This is a genomic window from Cupriavidus sp. PB-02 (assembly GCF_058252315.1).
This window is the reverse complement of record NZ_CM177695.1, coordinates 1,857,132-1,873,120: the sequence shown is the minus strand read 5'-3', so window position 1 is coordinate 1,873,120 and position 15,989 is coordinate 1,857,132. Positions and strand designations below refer to the sequence as shown.

17 protein-coding genes are annotated in these 15,989 nt (G+C 64.7%); 6 read left to right on the top strand and 11 right to left on the bottom strand.

Annotation, left to right across the window (positions count from 1 at the left end; translation table 11 throughout):
* Window positions 1–17: 17 nt before the first annotated feature.
* The 7 genes from AC10V3_RS29370 to AC10V3_RS29340 form a co-directional block, all read right to left on the bottom strand.
* Window positions 18–1,226 (bottom strand): aminotransferase class I/II-fold pyridoxal phosphate-dependent enzyme, encoded by a 1,209-nt coding sequence (locus AC10V3_RS29370; RefSeq protein WP_022538885.1) that lies wholly within the window; start codon window positions 1,224–1,226, stop codon window positions 18–20.
* Between the two features lie 37 nt (window positions 1,227–1,263).
* The gene (locus AC10V3_RS29365) at window positions 1,264–1,908 is read right to left on the bottom strand and encodes a 4-carboxy-4-hydroxy-2-oxoadipate aldolase/oxaloacetate decarboxylase (RefSeq protein WP_022538884.1); all 645 of its coding nucleotides are present in this window, start codon (window positions 1,906–1,908) and stop codon (window positions 1,264–1,266) included.
* A gap of 70 nt (window positions 1,909–1,978) precedes the next feature.
* Window positions 1,979–3,235 (bottom strand): NAD(P)/FAD-dependent oxidoreductase, encoded by a 1,257-nt coding sequence (locus AC10V3_RS29360; RefSeq protein WP_490923838.1) that lies wholly within the window; start codon window positions 3,233–3,235, stop codon window positions 1,979–1,981.
* 14 nt (window positions 3,236–3,249) lie between these two features.
* A complete protein-coding gene (locus AC10V3_RS29355) occupies window positions 3,250–3,978 on the bottom strand; it encodes an amino acid ABC transporter ATP-binding protein (protein ID WP_041681803.1) in 729 nt (242 codons plus the stop codon).
* Window positions 3,953–4,702 (bottom strand): amino acid ABC transporter permease, encoded by a 750-nt coding sequence (locus tag AC10V3_RS29350; protein ID WP_022538881.1) that lies wholly within the window; start codon window positions 4,700–4,702, stop codon window positions 3,953–3,955. Before AC10V3_RS29350 ends, AC10V3_RS29355 begins: the two co-directional genes overlap by 26 nt.
* Window positions 4,703–4,705: 3 nt before the next feature.
* Entirely contained in the window at window positions 4,706–5,404 is a 699-nt protein-coding gene (locus AC10V3_RS29345) for an amino acid ABC transporter permease (protein WP_022538880.1), read from the bottom strand.
* 55 nt (window positions 5,405–5,459) lie between these two features.
* A complete protein-coding gene (locus AC10V3_RS29340; protein WP_022538879.1) occupies window positions 5,460–6,281 on the bottom strand; it encodes an ABC transporter substrate-binding protein in 822 nt (273 codons plus the stop codon).
* Window positions 6,282–6,446: 165 nt separating this feature from the next.
* Here AC10V3_RS29340 and AC10V3_RS29335 point away from each other — a divergent pair, with 165 nt between their 5' ends.
* From AC10V3_RS29335 to AC10V3_RS29325, 3 genes are read left to right on the top strand one after another with little or no spacing between them, the layout of a single operon-like run.
* Window positions 6,447–7,367: a LysR family transcriptional regulator gene (locus AC10V3_RS29335; protein WP_022538878.1), complete on the top strand. Its 921-nt coding sequence runs from the start codon at window positions 6,447–6,449 to the stop codon at window positions 7,365–7,367.
* 13 nt (window positions 7,368–7,380) lie between these two features.
* Window positions 7,381–8,301, top strand: coding sequence for a LysR family transcriptional regulator (locus AC10V3_RS29330; protein ID WP_022538877.1), 921 nt, complete (start codon window positions 7,381–7,383; stop codon window positions 8,299–8,301).
* Window positions 8,301–8,483 carry a hypothetical protein gene (locus tag AC10V3_RS29325; protein WP_022538876.1) on the top strand — a complete coding sequence of 61 codons (183 nt, stop codon included), beginning with the start codon at window positions 8,301–8,303 and terminating at the stop codon, window positions 8,481–8,483. The genes AC10V3_RS29330 and AC10V3_RS29325 overlap by 1 nt, the downstream gene beginning before the upstream one ends.
* A 63-nt stretch (window positions 8,484–8,546) precedes the next feature.
* Here the strand turns inward: AC10V3_RS29325 and AC10V3_RS29320 are convergent, their stop codons facing one another.
* Genes AC10V3_RS29320 through AC10V3_RS29310 form a run of 3 tightly spaced genes read right to left on the bottom strand, consistent with a single transcriptional unit; the run spans window position 8,547 to window position 11,490 of the window.
* Window positions 8,547–9,248 (bottom strand): RraA family protein, encoded by a 702-nt coding sequence (locus tag AC10V3_RS29320; RefSeq protein ID WP_022538875.1) that lies wholly within the window; start codon window positions 9,246–9,248, stop codon window positions 8,547–8,549.
* A gap of 10 nt (window positions 9,249–9,258) precedes the next feature.
* Complete coding sequence (locus AC10V3_RS29315; protein WP_022538874.1) at window positions 9,259–10,251, bottom strand: Bug family tripartite tricarboxylate transporter substrate binding protein; 993 nt, start codon at window positions 10,249–10,251, stop codon at window positions 9,259–9,261.
* A 33-nt stretch (window positions 10,252–10,284) separates the two neighbouring features.
* Window positions 10,285–11,490 carry a pyridoxal phosphate-dependent aminotransferase gene (locus AC10V3_RS29310; RefSeq protein WP_490923837.1) on the bottom strand — a complete coding sequence of 402 codons (1,206 nt, stop codon included), beginning with the start codon at window positions 11,488–11,490 and terminating at the stop codon, window positions 10,285–10,287.
* 155 nt (window positions 11,491–11,645) lie between these two features.
* Between AC10V3_RS29310 and AC10V3_RS29305 the strand changes: the two genes are divergently transcribed.
* The 3 genes from AC10V3_RS29305 (at window position 11,646) to AC10V3_RS29295 (ending at window position 15,009) form a co-directional block, all read left to right on the top strand.
* A complete protein-coding gene (locus tag AC10V3_RS29305; RefSeq protein ID WP_022538872.1) occupies window positions 11,646–12,566 on the top strand; it encodes a LysR family transcriptional regulator in 921 nt (306 codons plus the stop codon).
* A 196-nt stretch (window positions 12,567–12,762) separates the two neighbouring features.
* Complete coding sequence (locus tag AC10V3_RS29300; protein WP_022538871.1) at window positions 12,763–13,767, top strand: tripartite tricarboxylate transporter substrate-binding protein; 1,005 nt, start codon at window positions 12,763–12,765, stop codon at window positions 13,765–13,767.
* A 201-nt stretch (window positions 13,768–13,968) separates the two neighbouring features.
* Window positions 13,969–15,009, top strand: a complete 1,041-nt coding sequence (locus AC10V3_RS29295) for a Bug family tripartite tricarboxylate transporter substrate binding protein (protein WP_349608193.1) — start codon at window positions 13,969–13,971, stop codon at window positions 15,007–15,009.
* A 21-nt stretch (window positions 15,010–15,030) separates the two neighbouring features.
* Here AC10V3_RS29295 and AC10V3_RS29290 read toward each other — a convergent pair whose 3' ends face one another.
* Window positions 15,031–15,960, bottom strand: coding sequence for a LysR family transcriptional regulator (locus AC10V3_RS29290; protein ID WP_022538869.1), 930 nt, complete (start codon window positions 15,958–15,960; stop codon window positions 15,031–15,033).
* Window positions 15,961–15,989 lie beyond the last annotated feature (29 nt).

Genomic DNA, 15,989 nt, shown 5'->3' with positions numbered 1-15,989 from the left:
GCACGGCGGGAGTCGCATTACCGCAGCGTCGCCACGGCTCGCATCAGGCGCTCGCAGCCTTCTTCGATCACCTCCAGCGAGGTGGCGAAGGAGAACCGCAGATAGGGCGAGAGGCCATATGCCGTGCCGTCGAGCACCGCCACGCCGGCCTTGTTCAGGAAGAACATCACCACGTCCAGATCGGTCTCCAGGAACTTGCCCGTATCCGTCTGCTTGCCGAGCAGGCCCTTGACGGACGCGTAGAGATAGAAGGCGCCTGCCGACGGCGTGCAGGCAATGCCGGGGATCTCGTTCAATAGCGCCGCCATGCGATTGCGCCGATGCTCGAAGATGCCGACCATCTCGCCCACGCACGCCTGGTCGCCCTCCAGCGCCGCCACGGCGGCGGCCTGGGACACGGAGCTGGTGCACGTCGAGCTTTGCGACAGGATGGTGCTGATGGCCTTGACCAGTTCCCGCGGGCCGGCACCATAGCCGACGCGCCAGCCGGTCATGGCATAGGCCTTGGACATGCCGTTGATCAGCAACGAGCGCTGCTTCAGCGCCGGCATCAGCGTCAGCGGGGAAACGGCGGTGCCGCCGTCATACACATAGGGCTCGTAGATCTCGTCGCTCATCAGCCAGACGTGCGGATGGCGCTCCAGAACCGCGCACAGGTCGCGCAGTTCCGCGGCCGTGTAGACCGCGCCGGTCGGATTGTTGGGGCTGTTCAGGATCAGCCAGCGGGTGCGCGGCGTGAGGGCGGCTTCCAGCGCGGCCGCGGTCAGCTTGAAGGCGACGTCGGCATCGCACCTGACGATGACGGGCGTGCCGCCGTTCATCGTGACCATGTCGGGATAGGAGACCCAGTACGGCGCGCTGATGATGACCTCGTCGCCGTCTTCCAGCGATGCGGTCAGCGCGCTGAAGATCACCTGCTTGGCGCCGCAGCCCACCACGATCTCGTCCGCGCCGTAGTCCAGGCCGAGGGTGCGGCCGAGTTTGGCGGCGATGGCGCGCCGTAGCACGGGGGTGCCCAGCGTGCTGGTGTACCTGGTCTCGCCGCGGGCGATGGCGGCGTTGGCCGCGGCGCCGATATGCGCGGGCGTCGGCAGGTCGGGCTCGCCGATGGTGAAGTCGAGCACGTTCTGGCCCTGGGCGCGCAGATCGTCCACCAGTGCCTTGGCGGCGATGCTGGGCGACGGCTTGATCAGGCCCATGCGGCTGCTGATGATGGATTGATGCATTTGTGAGGGTCCTTGCGTTGGCGGTTGATCGAGGGCTTCAGGCGAGGCCATGGCGCCTGAGCGTTTCCTGCAGGCCCAGCAGTTCGACCATGGTCGCGCCGCTCTCCAGGCGCTCGCGGATGGCGGCTTCCTTGCGCTCGCGCTCTTCGCTGGCCGCGATCACTTGTTCGACCTCTTCATGTGCCACGGCAACGACGCCGTCGCGGTCGCCCATGATGATGTCGCCGGGACGCACGACCACGCCGCCGACGGTGACCGGCACATTGACCTTGCCCGGCTGGAACTTGTTGGTGCCCTTGATGCAAAGGCCGCGGCAGAACACGGGGAAGCCCATGTCGACAATCGCGCTGGCATCGCGTACCGCGCCGTCGATCACCAGCCCGGCGATGCCGATCTTCTGCGCCGCCAGCGTCAGCAGGTCGCCCCAGGGGCCGGCATCGACAAAGCCCTTGGCGTCGATGACCAGCACGTCGCCGCGCTTAGCCCTGGTCAGGGCATAGTGGATCATCAGGTTGTCGCTGGGCCGGATATCGATGGTCAGGGCAGGGCCGGCCACGCGCATCGACGGATCCAGCGGGGCGATGCGGGGATCGACGGCGCCGCGCTGGCCCTGGGCCTCGTGGATGGTGGCGGCGCCCAGGCGATTGAGCGTGTCGAGTTGCGATTGGGTGATTTCGGTCATGGTTGTCTCCGGGTGGTCGAGTGCGACCCTCCTGCGGGAGGGCGAGGCAGGTTTAATCGTCAGTGAGCGTTCAGTGAAAGCGTTCGAGCCGAAACGCCGAGAGTTCCAGCGGCGGCGGCATGTCGCGGACCAGGCTCGACATACACCGTGCGGTAATCGCCGAGGTCGTGAGGCCGCTATGGGCATGGCCGAAGGCATAGAACACGGACGGGGCGTGGCCGACGCGGCCGATCGCGGGCATGCCGTCCGGAAAGGACGGGCGCACGCCCATCCACGGCCTGGCGACGGTGCCGCGAATGCCGGGGAGGTATGCGCGGGCAAGCCGGAGCAGCATTGTGGCGCGACGCATATCCGGCTTTGCGTCGGCATGAGCGAATTCGGCAGTGCCGGCCAGCCTCAGTCCTTCGTCCATCGGCGTTGCAGCGAAGTAGGGTTCGCCGAAAACGACCGGGCGGCGCAGCGAGATGCCCGCGTCCGGCAGCATCAGGTGATAGCCGCGCTCCGCCGCCAGCGGTACCCGATAGCCGAGCTCGGCCAGCAAAGGTCCCGACCGGTAGCCCGCTGCCACCACGACGCTCGCGGCGGAATGGGTTCCGTGTGCGGTGACCACTTCCGCACGACCCGGAGCCGCCTGGCGGACAGCGCGCACTTCATCGCGCAGGATCGCGCCGCCCAGCTCAACCAGCCGCCGGGCGTAGTGCTCGCCCAGGGCGCGCGGGTTCCTGCAGCGCCCGGCGTTCGGGTAGAAGATCCCGCCTGCGATGTCCTGGCACAGCGCTGGCTCAAGCTCCCGAACGCTGGCAGCCGACACGCGTTCCGCAGCGAGGCCATAGCTGTTCCACACGGGCAGGGCGCGGCATTTCGCATCCAGGGCAGCTTCGCTTCGGAACGCGACCAGTCCGCCGTCACGGCTGACAAGATGCTGCGCCGATGCCTCCCGCGTCAGTTCGTCGAAAGCCGCGATGGCCTGGCCCGTGAGCGCTGCCATGTTCGACAGCACGGCCTGGTACGGTTGCGGCCGCAGCGCTGCCACGGCGCGCCACGCCCACGGCAACAGCCGCAGCGCATAACGCGGCTGCACGACCAGCGGACCGTCCTTGTCGAGCAGCAGCCGTGGCAGCCTGCGCAGCAGGTCCGGTGTCGCCGGCGGAAAGATGTTCGCTTCCGACAGATAGCCGGCGTTGCCGGACGAGACTCCGGACATCGGCGCGTTGTTATCGATGACCGTGACCGGATGCCCATCCATGCGCAGCCGCAAGGCGATGGAGAGTCCGACGATCCCGGCGCCGACCACGATGGCGGAGCCCGGCGCATTATTGTGTTCCATGATCCGGTGCGTCCTCAATGCGAGCGCAGGTCAGAGAGGAAGGCGCGCGCCCGCGGATGCTGGGGCGAGGCAAAGAAGTCAACCGGCGACGCTTCCTCCAGGATCGCGCCCTTGTCCATGAACCAGACGCGATCGGCGACTTCCCGCGCGAAGTTCATCTCGTGCGTGACGCAGACCATGGTCATGCCGTCCTTGGCCAGCCCCTTCATCACGTTCAGCACTTCGCCGACCATTTCAGGGTCGAGCGCGCTGGTCGGCTCGTCGAACAGCATCACCGGCGGGTCCATCGCCAGCGCCCGCGCAATCGCAACGCGCTGTTGCTGGCCTCCGGAGAGCTGCTGTGGGTAGGCCTCCGCCTTGTGTGCCAGGCCGACGCGCTCAAGCAGCGACATGGCCTTGCTTTTTGCCTCGCTCTTGCTCTTCGCCGCGACTTTGACCGGCGCCAGGCAGACGTTGTCGAGCGCGGACAGGTGCGGAAACAGGTTGAACTGCTGGAACACGAACCCAACGTGGCTGCGGAACTTGTTCAGGTTCAGCGCCGGCGAGTGGATGTCCTGGTTGTCGAGCCGGATGGTGCCGTTCTGGATGTCTTCCAGGCGGTTTACCGTGCGGATCAGCGTCGACTTGCCCGACCCCGAGGGGCCGCACACCACCACGACCTGGCCGCGGCCGACTTCAGCGGTCACGTCCACGAGGGCGTGATAGTCGCCATACCACTTATTGACTTTGGAGAACTGAATCATTTTGAATGCTCCGTGCGGGGGCGGTCTTGCCGCTGGTCTTTCCACTCCTTCTGCGTGTGACGCGACGCTCCAGGGCGTGCGCCAGCTGGGTCAGGCAGAAGCAGACTGCGAAATAGGTCAGGGCCAGGATCAGGAAGACTTCGAACGGCCGCGTCAGCAGGTTGGTGTTCACTTGGTTGGCGGAGAAGGTCAGCTCCTGCACGCTGATGACATAGCCGAGCGAGGTCTCCTTGATGGTCGACACGAACTGGCTGACGATGCTCGGGATCATGTTGTAGAGCGCCTGCGGCAGGATCACCTTCGTCATCGTTTGGGCATGGCTCAGCCCGAGCGCGCGGGCCGCTTCGGTCTGGCCGCGCGGCAGCGCCTCGATGCCGGCGCGGATCACTTCGGAGAGATAGGCTGCCTCGTAGATCACCAGCGTGCACAGCAGCGTGGTGAAGCCCGTCACGCTGTGGCCGAGCAGCAGTGGCACCAGGAAGTAGCTCCAGAAGATCAGCATGACCAGCGGCACGCCGCGGACGATGTAGACCAGTACCGTGGCGGGCACCCGGAACACCTTCCAGGGCGAGACCCGCGCCACCGCCAGCAGGAGGCTGATCGGGAACGAGAGCACCAGTCCCAGCACCGACAGCAACAGCGTCAGGGCCAGGCCGCCGAGCGGTCCGTTGGGGTATTGGCCGAGCAGCAGCAGGTGCCAGTTGTCGCGAAGAATATCGATCATGGTTTATCTCGCCGGAATGCGCGTGCGTTGGGCCATCGCCGCGCCGATCGCCATCAGGCCGAGGGACACCGCCAGGTAGAACGCGGTGGCCAGCATGTAGGCCTCGAACGTGCGGAAGGTGTGGTTCTCGACTTCGCGCACGGCATAGGTCATCTCCGCCGCGCCCACCGCCATCGCCAGGCTGGTGTTCTTGAACAGCAGCACGGTGTGGTTGATAAAGGGCGGCAGCGCGATGCGGAAGGCCTGCGGCAGGATCACGTGGCGCATCGAGCCCAGGTAGCTCAGGCCGAGCGAACGCGAGGCCTCGTGCTGCCCGAACGGGATGGAACGCAGCCCGCTGCGAATGTCCTCGGAGAAGTAGGCGGCCATGCACAGGCCGATGGCGATGCTGGCGAAGATCATCTCGCCGCCGTTGGCGTTGGCCCAGTTCTGGGCCGCTTCGGGCAGCAGCGTCGGGATGCCGAAGTACCACAGCAGGATATGGACCAGCATCGGCACGTTCTGGTGGTAGGCGACGTAGCCGGCCACGAAGCGTTCGGCGACGGGGTTGCCGGAGACGCGGACGGTGGCGAGCACGGTGCCCAGCACGAAGGCAAGCGTCCAGCTCGAGATGGTGAGCCACGCGGTCAGCTGCAGGCCCTTGAGCAACTGCTCGCCGTATGGCGCGGCCAGGATCGCGGTGAAGTTGAAGTGGGAAAACATGGCTTGCTCCTGGAGCGGGGCCCATATCAGCCGATACGGCCCCGCCTTTGTGTTCTCAGCCCTTGATCGGCTGGATGCGGAACTCCCGCTTCATCTGGAACAAGGTCTTGGGTCCCAGCCACTTGTCGAAGATCTGCTGCGCTTCGCCGGACTTCTCCATATCGGCCAGTGCGGTGTTGACGGCCTTTTCCAGGGCCGGCTCGCCCTTCTTGAGGCCCAGGCCCCAGGCTTCCTGCCCCAGGGCGGGGGTGATCACCTGGATATTTCCGGACGGTCCCAGCTTGGCGATGAAGCGGCGCAGCATCGACTCCGACAGGCCGAAGCCATCGACCTTGCCTTGCACCAGTGCCATGAACGCGGACGGAGCGTCGTCGTAGCTGACGAGCTGGGCCGACGGCAGTACCTTTTGTACGAAGTTCTGCGTGCTCGATCCCTTGATCGTGCTGATCCGCTTGCCGGCGAGGTCATCGCGCTGCTTGAACGCGCCACTGGCCTTGACCGCCAGCTTCTGCTCGCTGACGAAGTAGCTGTCGGAGAAGGCAATCTGCTCGGCGCGCGCCGGCGTATAGCCGAGCACCGCGGCCAGCAGGTCCACGCGACCCTGGCTTAGCTCGGGGATGCGCGCTTCGAGCGATATCACTTTCAGCTCGGGCTTCACGCCCAGCGATTTGGCGATGGCCTTGCAGAAGTCGACGTCGTAGCCGGCCAGTTCGCGGGTGGACGGGTCCTGGAAGCCGAACGGCTCCAGGTTGCTGAGCACGCCGCAGACCAGCGTGCCCCGGGATTTGATGTCGGCCAACTGGTCGGCGTGGGCAGGTGCGGCCATGGCCGCGGCACAGGCCAGTACGGCAAAGCTCGCTTTGATGATGGACTTCATGGTTTCTCCAGGGGCAGTGTCTGTGGGTCTTCGTCGTCAGGTGCGCAGGTCCGGTTGCGCAACGTGAAAACGATTCTTGCAGATGGATATAATTAGTTAAAGCGACATTTTCAGGCGCTATCTCATTCAAAATTGTGACGGAACGATGGGGTTACCCCTAAGGCCATGACGACGCTCAAGCAACTGGAGGCCCTGGCTGCGATTGCGGACACGGGTTCGGTGGAGGCGGCCGCACGGCGCCTCGGTGTGGTCCATTCGGCGGTGTCCCGGCACATCCGCGACTTCGAAGAGGATTTCGGCTATCCGCTGCTGGACCGCGCCGGACGCACGGTGCGGCTCACGGTGGAAGGCGTGGAGGTGCTCAACCGGGCCAAGGCCGTGCTGATGCAGCGCGACCTGCTGCTGGAGCGGATCGCCAGCAAGGAGGTGCTGACCCGCAAGCTACGCCTCGGCGTGACCGAGCTGACGGCGCTGACCTGGCTGCCGAGGTTGCTGGAGGCCATCCAGGCGGCATATCCGCGCGTCACGATCGAGCCGGAAGTCGACTACAGCGTGCATTTGCGCGAGCGGCTGCAGGCCGGGCAACTTGACCTCGCTATCCTCCCGGACGCGTTTGCTACCACGGGCTATGTGAAGGATAAGCTGGCCGAGGTACAGAACGAGTGGTTCTGTACGCCGGGCTTGCGACCTGGTATGGGCCGCATGTCCTTGTCCCGTATGAGCGAATACACGTTGCTTACGCAGGGCAACCTGTCGGGCTCCGGCATCCTGATCGGCGAATGGCTGCGACGGCACGGCGTGGTGCCGCGCAATACCATCTCAAGCAACAGCCTGGTCGCGCTGGTCGGCATTGCCGCCTCGGGGCTCGGCGTGGCGTACCTGCCCCGCTCGGTGATCGGGAACCTGCTGGAGTCAGGGCAGCTGGTGGAGCTGAACGTCACGCCGAAGCTGCCGCGCGTGCGCTACGTGACGTTGATTCGCTCCGATGTGGCGATGCCATTCCTGCGCAGCGTGGTCGAACTCGCGCGCAGCACTTGCGACTTCGAGCATTCCTATCACGCACCCGTCAGGGACATCGAACGGTGAGAGAGGCTGCTGCATGATCACCATCAAGCAAGTGGAAGCGTTCTACTGGGTCGCGAAGCTGGGAACCGTGCAACGGGCGGCGTCCAAGCTGCACGTGACGCAATCGGCGGCAACCAAGCGCCTGCAGGAACTGGAGCGGATCTCGGCGGCGCCATTGTTCGACAGCTCAGGCAGGAAAGCCGCGCTGACACCGAAAGGGCAGGAACTGCTCGAGCTGTGCGAGAACTTCCTTGCGGCAACCGCGCGCCTGGAGGAGGTCAAGGCGTCCGCGAAGCACGTCGCTCGCGTCCTGCACATCGGCATTACGGAACTCGTCGCGCTGACGTGGTTCCCGGGCCTGGTGCGAAGGCTCAACGGCGTGTATCCGCAGGTCACGCTGCAGCCGGACGTCGACCTGTCCGCCTCGCTGCGCGACAAGGTGCTGGATGGACGACTGGATCTGGCGGTGCTGCCAGAAGCCTATATCGTGCCGGCCATGGCGTCGGTCAGGCTGCAATCCGTGCCGTTCGGGTGGATTTGTCCGAGCGGCGCTTTCGATGGCAATGCGGTCATCTCGCTGCAGGACCTCGCGGCACTGCCGCTGATCGAGCAGGACGCGGGCTCCGGCCTTACGGCGCTTTGCGAGACCTTGTTTGCGCAGGCTGGTATCCAGCCCCATCGCGTGTCAGGCAGCAACAGCCTGGTCGCGCTCGCCGGTCTCGTGGAAGCCGGCATGGGGGTGAGCTGCGTGCCTCTGCACTTGTTCGAACAGGAGATCAGGCAGAAGCGCCTCCAGCACGTGCGCACCGACCCGCCTGCGCCGGGCATTACCTACTTTGCAGTGTTCCTGAAGCAACACCAGGCGGCACTCGGCTATGCCGTTGCGGACATTGCCCGGCAGTGCTGCGATTTTGGTGCGAGGCACAGGCAGACAAGGCGCCGGGGCGCGCCGTAGTGCGGACCGAAGCGGAGGCCGGCGCCGAAGCGGTGTTCGGAACGCTGGCGGACACTGGCCTTGACTTTATCCACGTGACTGAATTCGAAGCGTGGCGGCCGGCTTTCGAAGGAGAGAGCCTGGTGCGGCTCGCCCGCAAGCATGCGCCCGGGGTGATCAAGGCCTCGGAACTCGCCGCGTGATCGCGCGCTAGACGTCAGCCGTATGAAAGCTGGCAGGACTTCCGCCGCCACCTCATTGCGTGCTTATGAGAGACTTTCTCCAGCCTTGAGCACGCCTGCTGCCTGCAGCGATGCGTCCAGCCACGATGGGCGTAGCGCCTTGCCGGAGCGGATGCCGTCGATGCGGTTGCGTTCCGCGGCAACCTTGTCGGATGCCTTGGCGAGCAGGGCAGCTACGTGCTCGCGTTGGACCACGACGACGCCATCCGCATCGCCGATAACAAGATCGCCCGGATGGACCGTTACGCCCCCGCATTGGATCGGGTGGTTCACCCGGCCTGGCACGAGCTTGGTCGGTCCGTTCGGATTGGTGCCCACCGAATACATCGGGAACCCTAGTTTGCGGATCTCTTCGGCATCGCGGGCCGCGGCATCCAGGACGACGGCAGCCACGCCGATCGCCTTGCATTGGTTTGCCATGATGGCACCCATCAATGCGCAGGACTGGTCGCCCTTGCCGTCCACCACGATGACATCGCCCGGCCGGGAGATAGCCATTGCGGCATGAATCATCAGATTGTCACCGGGCCGCACTTCGACCGTGAGCGCCGGGCCGCAGAACCGGCTGCCGCTGTCCAGCGGCGCGATGCGGCCATGCATGCCACCTCTGCGGCCGGCAACATCGGCGAGGATCGATGACGCGAACCGGGAAGCCTGCGCGACCAGCTCAGGCGAGACCCGCTCAAAGTCACGCTGGATATCGTTAGCTTTGTCTTTCGTTTCCATGCCTGACCTCTCAGTTCAGCGTAACGTTGGCTTCCTTGATGACCCCCGACCACTTGCGCTTGTCGGTGATCAGGAACTCCCGGAACTTCTCTGAAGAACTGGCTACCACCTCCATGCCGTCCTGGCTCAGCCGCTGTGCAATATCCGGCTGGTGCAGGACTTGCTGGATCTCGCGTTGCAGGCGGGCGATCACGTTGGAGGGCGTGCCTTTCGCAGCGCACAGGCCTGTCCATGCCACCGGGTCGAAGCCGGGGACACCCGCCTCAGCGAACGTGGGGACATCAGGCAGCGATTTCAGCCGCTGCGTCGCGGCCACTCCAAGGACCCGCAGCTTGCCGGATTTTGCATAGGGCAGGGAACTGATCGGCTGGTCGAAAATCAGCGAAACCTGGCCGCCGAGCAGGTCTGTCATGGCTTGCCCGGTGCCCTTGTATGGGACGTGGACGATGTTGATGCCCGCGCGCAGCTTCAGCATTTCCCCCGCGAGATGGCCTGCGGTGCCATTGCCCGACGAAGCGAAGTTCACTTTCCCGGGGTTTGCCTTGGCATACGCGACCAGCTCCTTGACGTTGTGCACGGGAAGGGACGCATTGACCAGGGCGATGTAAGGCGTATTGGCGATCAGGGAGACGGGGATGATGTCCGTCTGCGGGTCATAGGCCATCTTCTGCAGGAAGGGCTGGATCGACAGCATCCCCGTCGTGCAGATCATCAGGGTATGGCCATCCGCCGGCGCTTTCAGCATGGTGTCGGCGGCAATGTTGCCGCCTGCGCCTGGCCGGTTGTCGATCAGGACTTGCTTGCCCAGCGCCTCGGCCAGCCTGGGGGCGATCAACCGGGCCACGATATCGTTCGACCCGCCCGGAGAAAAGCCCACAAGGATTCGAACCGGTTTGGACGGATATGGCTCTTCGGAATGCGCGGCAGTGGCAAGCAGCGACAGGCTTGCCGCTACGATTCGCAGGGCGCTCGGGGAGCGCAGACGCTTCAGCAGTGAGTTCATGGCGGGGGCGGAAAGTGGGATTTGTGGAAGGACTTATCGGATCAGTGCTGCAGCGGCCGCGTCGATTCGACGCGCGCCTTCGGCCAGCTGGTCCATGCTGGTGGCGAACGACAGTCGGAAGTGGGAATCGACGCCATAGGCGGAGCCCTGCAGGACTGCGAGGTTCTGCGATTCCAGCACCCAGGAAACCCAGTCGTCGCTGTTGCGGATCACTCGCCCGTCCGGCGTGCGCGAGCCGAAAAGCCCTTCGCACGAGGCAAAGACATAGAACGCGCCTGCAGGCGCTTCACAGGCGATGCCGTCGATCTTGCCCAAGGCCTCGATCACCGCATCCCGGCGCGCCCGGAAGATGTCCCGGTTGGCGGAGATAAAGTCCTGGGGCCCTTCGAGGGCTGCGACGGCGGCGGCCTGGGCAACGGCGTTCGCGCCGGATGTGCTCTGGGATTGCAGCTTGACCATTGCCTTGACCAGTGCGGCGGGGCCACCGGCGTACCCGATCCGCCAGCCCGTCATTGCATAGGCTTTGGACACGCCGTTGATGGTGAGCGTGCGATCCTTCAGCACGGGCGCGGCCTGCGCCATCGTGACAAAGCCGGAATCGTCATACATCAGGTGCTCGTAGATGTCGTCCGTCATGACCCAGACATGGGGATGGCGCTCCAGCACGGCGGCGAGCGCGACCAACTCTTCGCGGGAATATGCGGCACCGCTCGGATTGTTCGGTGAATTCAGGATCAGCCAGCGGGTCCGCGGTGAGATGGCGCGTTCGAGCTCCTCCGGCGTCAGCTTGAAGCCGTTCTCCGCCTTGCAGGGCGCGAACACCGGGACGCCGCCTGCGAACAGCGTGATATCCGGATACGAAACCCAGTACGGTGCGGGAACAATGACCTCGTCGCCTTGCTGCACGGTGCAGAGGATCGCGTTGAAAATCACTTGCTTGGCGCCGGTGCTGATGATGATCTCATTGGCGCTGTAGCTCAGCCCGTTCTCACGCCTGAACTTGCGCGCGACAGCCTCGCGCAGATCGGCAGTGCCGCCGACGTCGGTATAGCGTGTCTTGCCTGCGACCATTGCTTCCCACGCGGCTTCCCGGATATGAAGCGGTGTTTCGAAATCGGGTTCCCCCGCCGTCAGGCCAATGACGTCGCGGCCGGCGGCACGAAGCTCGCGCACGCGTTGCCCTGCCATGGAGCTCGGGGAAGGCTTGATTCTGTTGAGGCGGTCGGTGAGATGAAGCATGGATACTCGCGTTGGGCTGAACTTGCGAAAAAGTATCTGCTATCGGTTTCTGTCCAACAAACGAGGAATTGGATGGCTGAGGTATTCCTTTTTTTCGTGGGTTGCGCCATCCAGGTGCGAGAATAGGGAAGGTTGATTCAGCCCCATCCACCATCATGAATGTGACGTTCAAGCAGCTCGAGGCGTTCTACTTCAGCGTAACGCTCGCCTCGTTCAGCGCTGCAGCCACCAAGCTCCATACCACGCAGTCCGCGATGTCAAAGCGGATCAACGAACTCGAACAGGCGCTGGGCGTGCAGCTTGTCCACCGCATGCCAAAAGGCCTGGTACCAACCCACGCGGGTTCGCGACTGTTGATCCTTGCGCAGGACGCGATGCGCCTCAGGGAGCGGATCGCGGCCGAAGTGGGGCAGGCGGACGAGGTCGCGGGGACGTACCGCATCGGCGTCACCGAGCTGATTGCCCTGACCTGGCTGACGGAACTGATACGGGAACTCAAGCGCAGGTATCCGGCGCTGCAGGTAGAGCCGGTCGTGGACGCCGGCATGAACCTGTTCGATGACCTGGAGGCCAACAAGATCGATCTGGCCATCCTGCCCGGGACGTTCTGGGGCGATGCCTACAAGACCGTCGAGGTGGGGCGCGTGGAGGACTTGTGGATGGCAAGCCCGCGGCTGGCATTGCCGGACAGGCCACTGAAGCCGGAGGAGTTTGCCGACTATCCCGTCCTGGAACAGTCGGTCGGCTCCGCCAAAAATACCTACTACGGCCCATGGCGCCGCGAACATGGATTCCGGTTCAGGAAGGTCTTTTCGACCAACAGCCTGACCGTGCTCAGGGAACTGACCATCGAAGGCCTTGGCATCAGCCAGCTGGCTCTCGACTACTTCGCCCCGGATATTGAAAGGGGCCTGCTGCGCGTCGTGCGCAGCGAGCCGATGCCCCCGCCGCTGGTGTACTCCGCGGTGTTCCGCAACGACGCCTTTACCCGCGCACTCGATGTGATCGCAGAGGTCAGCCAGCGTGTCTGCGATTTCCGGCGTGGTCCACACGATCTCGCGGCTGCCGCAAGCTAAGCCGTGCCGGCGGCTCCGCGGGCTGGACTCGCGCGAACCTGGGCCTCGCGGCGCAGCCCTGCGTTCGGCCGGGCCGTATGACCCATTCGATAAATCCGGATTCCCTCCGGTGCAGTTATGCCGCACTCTAGTCTCCGTTTGATAAACCGACCGGTGCGACACAGCAAGCACGCGCCGGCGACATGGAGACGGATATATGCGCGTTCAAGCGGGTAAGGCCATGCTGGCCGGTATGAAGTGGATCACGGGCGGGGCGCTCGGATTGGCGTTTTCCGCGGGGGCGCTGGCAGCGGATGCTTATCCGTCGAAGCCGATTACGCTGGTGGTGCCGTTCTCGGCCGGCGGCCCGACCGACGTGGTGTCCAGGGCACTGGGGCAGGCCATGTCGAAGGAGCTGGGGCAGAGCGTTGTAGTGGAAAACAAACTCGGCGCCGGCGGCACGGTGGCGGCCGCATTTGTGGCGCGGGCGCAGCCTGACGGCTACACGATCCTGATCCACCACAACGGGATGGCGACGGCGCCGGCGCTGTACAAGAAGCTGTCCTACAGCCCGCTGAAGGATTTCGAGTACATCGGGCAGGTGGCGGATGTGCCGATGACGCTGCTGGGCCGCAAGGACCTGCCGCCGGCAAACGCGGCGGAGCTGATCAAGTACGTGTCGCAGAACAAGGAGAAGGTCTCGCTGGCCAATGCCGGCCTCGGCGCGGTTTCGCAGCTATGCGGCCTGCTGTTCGAGGAGGCAGTCAAAGTCAAGATGACCTCCGTTCCCTACCAGGGCACCGGCCCCGCGCTGACGGCCTTGCTGGGCGGGCAGGTGGACCTGTTGTGCGACCAGACCACCTCGACGCTGTCGCATATCAACGCCAACCGCGTCAAGCTGTATGGCGTGACGACACCGAGCCGCATCAAGGCGCTGCCCAATGCGCCGACGCTGCAGGAAGGGGGCCTGAAGGGCTTCTCGATGAAGGTCTGGCACGGGATCTATGCGCCCAAGGGCACGCCGCCCGCGGTCACCGCCAGACTGACCAAGGCGCTGCAGCAGGCATTGAAGGATCCTGCCGTCGCCAAGCGGCTTGACGACCTGGGTGCCGAGGTCGTGCCGGTAGACAAGCAGACGCCGGAAGGACTGCGGACCTGGCTCAAGGCGGAAAGCGACAAGTGGCAGCCGTTGCTGAAGACCATGAAGGTGGAAGCCGACTGACGTCCTGCTGCCGGTAGCGCGGCAGCGCTTCCCTTCCGTTGGACCTTGAATGTACGCCGCGCGGCGATGGCTGCGCGGCGTACTTGCGTTTACGCGGCGATTTCGTCGGCGCGGCGCTTCGGGTTAACACCGCAGTAGTAGCCCCAGGCATGCCACCCCTTGATAGCAGCAGCGGAATTTTCTATTTCACCGTCGCCACGGTTGCTCGCTACCATCGTTTTAAAGGGTGCCGACGCGCAATGCGCCACCCAACCAAAATATCTACCTGGAAGAGACATGAAACGCTTGCTGGCTCAAGTGGGGATCGGTGCGCTCATTTCGTTCAGCGCGCACGCCCAGGCTGCTTATCCTGACCATCCCGTCCGAATGGTCGTCGGCTTCGCCGCCGGCGGCAGCACCGACGTGGTGGCGCGCATCGTGGCGAACAAGCTCGGCGCCTTGCTCGGGCAGTCGGTCGTGGTGGAAAACAAGGCAGGGGCCGGCGGCACCATTGCGACCGATGTGGTCGCCAAGAGCCCGGCGGATGGCTACACGCTGTTGTTCGGCACCAGTTCCCACGCCATCAACGCCACGCTTTACAAGAAGCTGCCGTATGACCCCGTCAATGCGCTGGTGCCGGTATCCGTGGTGGCGGGGGTGCCGATGGTGCTGGCGGTCAATCCTTCGGTGAAGGCGAATACGGCCAAGGAACTGGTCGAGGACATCAAGAAAAATCCTGGCAAGTACAGTTACGGTTCCGCAGGGAAGGGTAGCGCCGTCCATATGGCGGTCGAGTTGCTGCAGTTCCAGGAGCACCTGAAGCTCACCCATGTTCCGTTCCGTGGCGCCAGCCAGGCGATCCAGTCGGTGATTTCCGGCGACGTCCAGTTCATTACCGATGCAGTGTCGACAGCTGCGCCCATGATTCAGTCCGGTCGCCTGAAGGCGCTCGCGGTCACGACTGCCACGCGTTCCAGCGTGCTGCCAGACGTGCCGACGATGAAGGAAGCGGGCTACGCGAACTATGAAACGTCGCTGTGGAATATGGTGATGGTGCCAAAGGGCACACCGGCCCCGGTCATTGAAAAGCTGAGCGCTGCCTTGCAGACGGCTGTCAAGGACCCTGAGGTGCGTCAGCGCATGGAAAAGATCGGCGTGCAGCCCATCGTCGATTCCACCCCGGACAAGGCGGCCAAATTTGTCCAGGCCGAGACGCGCCGGTGGGCCGAGGTCATCAAGGCCGCCAACATCGAGCTTGACTGACTCACCGACGCCGTCGCCGCGTCAGGCGCTGACCCACGTTGCCCCCGGCCATGCCCCGTCGACCACCAGCCGCTTCATCAGCGCGACCAGCTCCGCGGAAACGAAGCCGGCCGCCGGTGTAAGCCGCCGCGTGGCGGCGTGCGCCAGCACGATGCGGCGCGAGAGGTTGGGCGAGACGATCGGCGCGCCGGCAAGGATGCCGTCCTCCATCTCCTCGGACACCGCGGAACTCGGCAGCACGGTGTGGCCGAAGCCCTTTGCCACCAGGTTCTTCTGCACGGCCAGGGAGTTGGTCTCGACGGCGATCGTGGGGCTGAAGCCGGCGACCGCGCAGGCATGCTCGACCACGCTGCGCAGCCCGTGCGGGGCGTTGGGCAGGATCAGCGGCAGGTCGCGGAAGCGCTCGACGGTTTGTTCCTCGCCTGGCGCAAGGGTGCCGGCCGGCCCCACCAGGTAGAGCTGTTCATCGAGCAGTGCTTCGACCTGCAGGCCGGGAGAGCTCTTGGTGTCGTAGAGCAGGGCGACCTGGACATCGCCGGCCTCGAGCCATTGCAGCAGGTTTCCTGCGTAGCCCACGTTGATGCGCACCACCAGTTGCGGATGCCTGGCTTTCACCGTGGCAACCAGCTCCGCCGCCAATAACTCACAAGTGCTGGGGAGAAGCCCAATGACGGCCGTGCCAGTAATCGCGCCCCTTGCCGGAGTGATCTCCGCCTTGGCGCGGTCGAGCTCCTGCATCGCCCTGCGGCCGTATTCGACCAGGGTGCGGCCGGCCTCGGTCAGGACCATGCCATGGCGCTCGCGCTCGAACAGTTCCACGCCGAGCTCCTCCTCGAGCAGGCGCACGTGCCTGGAAACCGCCGGCTGCACGATGCGCAGGAGCTCGGCCGCCTTGGTGGCGCTCCCGGTCTCGGCGATCGCTAACAGGGCGCGAAGCTGCTTGATGTCCATATTTGTAGAGGCCCCTGGCCGGCATTCAA

Excerpts from the sequence above, each read along its gene's own strand:
- AC10V3_RS29340 (WP_022538879.1), bottom strand. The coding sequence starts at position 6,281 with ATGAAGTCCATCATCAAAGCGAGCTTTGCCGTACTGGCCTGTGCCGCG.
- AC10V3_RS29345 (WP_022538880.1), bottom strand. The coding sequence starts at position 5,404 with ATGTTTTCCCACTTCAACTTCACCGCGATCCTGGCCGCGCCATACGGC.
- AC10V3_RS29305 (WP_022538872.1), top strand. The coding sequence starts at position 11,646 with ATGAATGTGACGTTCAAGCAGCTCGAGGCGTTCTACTTCAGCGTAACG.
- AC10V3_RS29335 (WP_022538878.1), top strand. The coding sequence starts at position 6,447 with ATGACGACGCTCAAGCAACTGGAGGCCCTGGCTGCGATTGCGGACACG.
- AC10V3_RS29300 (WP_022538871.1), top strand. The coding sequence starts at position 12,763 with ATGCGCGTTCAAGCGGGTAAGGCCATGCTGGCCGGTATGAAGTGGATC.
- AC10V3_RS29330 (WP_022538877.1), top strand. The coding sequence starts at position 7,381 with ATGATCACCATCAAGCAAGTGGAAGCGTTCTACTGGGTCGCGAAGCTG.
- AC10V3_RS29370 (WP_022538885.1), bottom strand. The coding sequence starts at position 1,226 with ATGCATCAATCCATCATCAGCAGCCGCATGGGCCTGATCAAGCCGTCG.
- AC10V3_RS29365 (WP_022538884.1), bottom strand. The coding sequence starts at position 1,908 with ATGACCGAAATCACCCAATCGCAACTCGACACGCTCAATCGCCTGGGC.
- AC10V3_RS29350 (WP_022538881.1), bottom strand. The coding sequence starts at position 4,702 with ATGATCGATATTCTTCGCGACAACTGGCACCTGCTGCTGCTCGGCCAA.
- AC10V3_RS29320 (WP_022538875.1), bottom strand. The coding sequence starts at position 9,248 with ATGGAAACGAAAGACAAAGCTAACGATATCCAGCGTGACTTTGAGCGG.
- AC10V3_RS29360 (WP_490923838.1), bottom strand. The coding sequence starts at position 3,235 with ATGGAACACAATAATGCGCCGGGCTCCGCCATCGTGGTCGGCGCCGGG.
- AC10V3_RS29310 (WP_490923837.1), bottom strand. The coding sequence starts at position 11,490 with ATGCTTCATCTCACCGACCGCCTCAACAGAATCAAGCCTTCCCCGAGC.
- AC10V3_RS29315 (WP_022538874.1), bottom strand. The coding sequence starts at position 10,251 with ATGAACTCACTGCTGAAGCGTCTGCGCTCCCCGAGCGCCCTGCGAATC.
- AC10V3_RS29290 (WP_022538869.1), bottom strand. The coding sequence starts at position 15,960 with ATGGACATCAAGCAGCTTCGCGCCCTGTTAGCGATCGCCGAGACCGGG.
- AC10V3_RS29355 (WP_041681803.1), bottom strand. The coding sequence starts at position 3,978 with ATGATTCAGTTCTCCAAAGTCAATAAGTGGTATGGCGACTATCACGCC.